The sequence below is a fragment of the Allofournierella massiliensis genome (assembly GCF_004345265.1).
Lineage (GTDB): Bacteria > Bacillota > Clostridia > Oscillospirales > Ruminococcaceae > Allofournierella > Allofournierella massiliensis.
In genome coordinates this window covers 3,054-4,426 of record NZ_SLUM01000061.1, presented here as the reverse complement: position 1 = coordinate 4,426, position 1,373 = coordinate 3,054, and the positions used below count along the sequence as shown (strand labels likewise).

At 50.9% G+C, this 1,373-nt stretch carries 2 protein-coding genes; one reads left to right on the top strand and one right to left on the bottom strand.

Annotated features, from left to right (window positions below):
• A partial coding sequence (locus EDD77_RS18615) for a hypothetical protein (RefSeq protein ID WP_243117497.1) occupies window positions 1–297 on the bottom strand: 297 nt, incomplete at its 3' end.
• Between the two features lie 644 nt (window positions 298–941).
• Here EDD77_RS18615 and EDD77_RS17740 point away from each other — a divergent pair.
• Entirely contained in the window at window positions 942–1,154 is a 213-nt protein-coding gene (locus tag EDD77_RS17740) for a helix-turn-helix domain-containing protein (RefSeq protein WP_207667966.1), read from the top strand.
• Window positions 1,155–1,373: the final 219 nt, after the last annotated feature.

Below are 1,373 nucleotides of genomic sequence, written 5' to 3'. Positions count from 1 at the left end.
CATTGAAGATGATAACAAATAAAATTTTTTCAATCGAAAAAATTTATTTTGATTATTCAATTTTGAAAAACTGAATACCTCAAAATCAGAAAGAGCGCGGACAAGCACTTTGAGGGATTGGCCGCCTTGTCCACCCATCCAGCGGGGCGGCGGGCGGCGGTCAAGGCCGGGTGTAACCCCGTTCATTTCAGCCTTGACGGTTGCCCGCTGTCCTGCTACTTTTCCGGGAGTGTGGCCACAACTTCGGGACACTTTGTCCACAAGTCGGAGCGTAGGACGAGGGACGGGGGCTTTCATATACCTGCCGCCGTTCTCTGAAAACAGGCCGATTTTTTGCTCATTCCCATTCGCAAAAATTCAGCCTGTTTTCCTGCCGGAGCAAACGGGGCGCAAGAAGCACCGCACCCCGTTTCCCCCGTCAGCCACGCCAGCAGGTATAACACACTACACTTTGCAAGCAAAGTCGTGTGCCAAAGGGGGCACCCCTTTGGAAACCCCGGACAACAAAACAGGCGGTATGCTGCCCTCTCCGGGAGCATACCGCCGTTTGTTGTCAGCAGCCCGTTTCACGGTCTGCGTGTAGTTCCTTGTAAACTGACCTAATCTGTGGTTAAAAACCATCAAACATACGATTCTGTTACCTTTCCGCGCAGAATGCCCAAACCCGATTTTCAATTTTTGTTTTCATCATAACAGAATTTTTTCGCATTTGTCCAGCAGAAACATTGCAGAATCGGTTATCTTTTCTGAAAACCGGATTGAATTTGTAGGCAGATTTGGCGCAAACCCGGGCAAAATTCGCCAAATTTGCCTACAAAGTCCACTTTTTCCCCCACAGACTTTCAAAACGCACTACACTATATATAAAGTAAAGGAGGGAATCTTGCGGCATGAAATTCAGAAGAGCATTTTCATCAGAGATCTTTATCCGCCGTCACCAAATGGGTCTTACGCAAGAGACCGTGGCAGAGCTGGCGGGAATCTCGACCCGATGGTATCAGCAGATTGAGAGCGGGCGACGCACGCCCAGCGGCCGCCTGCTGCTGCGTCTGTGCGCCATTCTTCAGATCGACGCCCGGTTGTTTTACAGTACAGTCGGTCTGGATCCCGCCCAACTGAACTGGCTTGATCAATCGGATCATCAGGCCGGCTGAACAGAACCGCCCGGGAAGGAGGAAAACTTCCCGGGCTGTTTTCACGGCGATCACCCTTTCGCCCGGTAAAACCTTTTCTGAACGAAAAAAATCCGCAAGCCTTTCAGCTTACGGATTTCTCTGGCGGAAAGAGAGGGATTTGGAAATCTTTGCTGCGCAAAGCTTCCCGCGCTTGGGGCATAGCCCCGGCGCGCAGATCGCCTGAAAACCTGCCACTGG

Coding starts and splice junctions, on each gene's coding strand:
- EDD77_RS17740 (WP_207667966.1), top strand. CDS start 942: ATGGGTCTTACGCAAGAGACCGTGGCAGAGCTGGCGGGAATCTCGACC.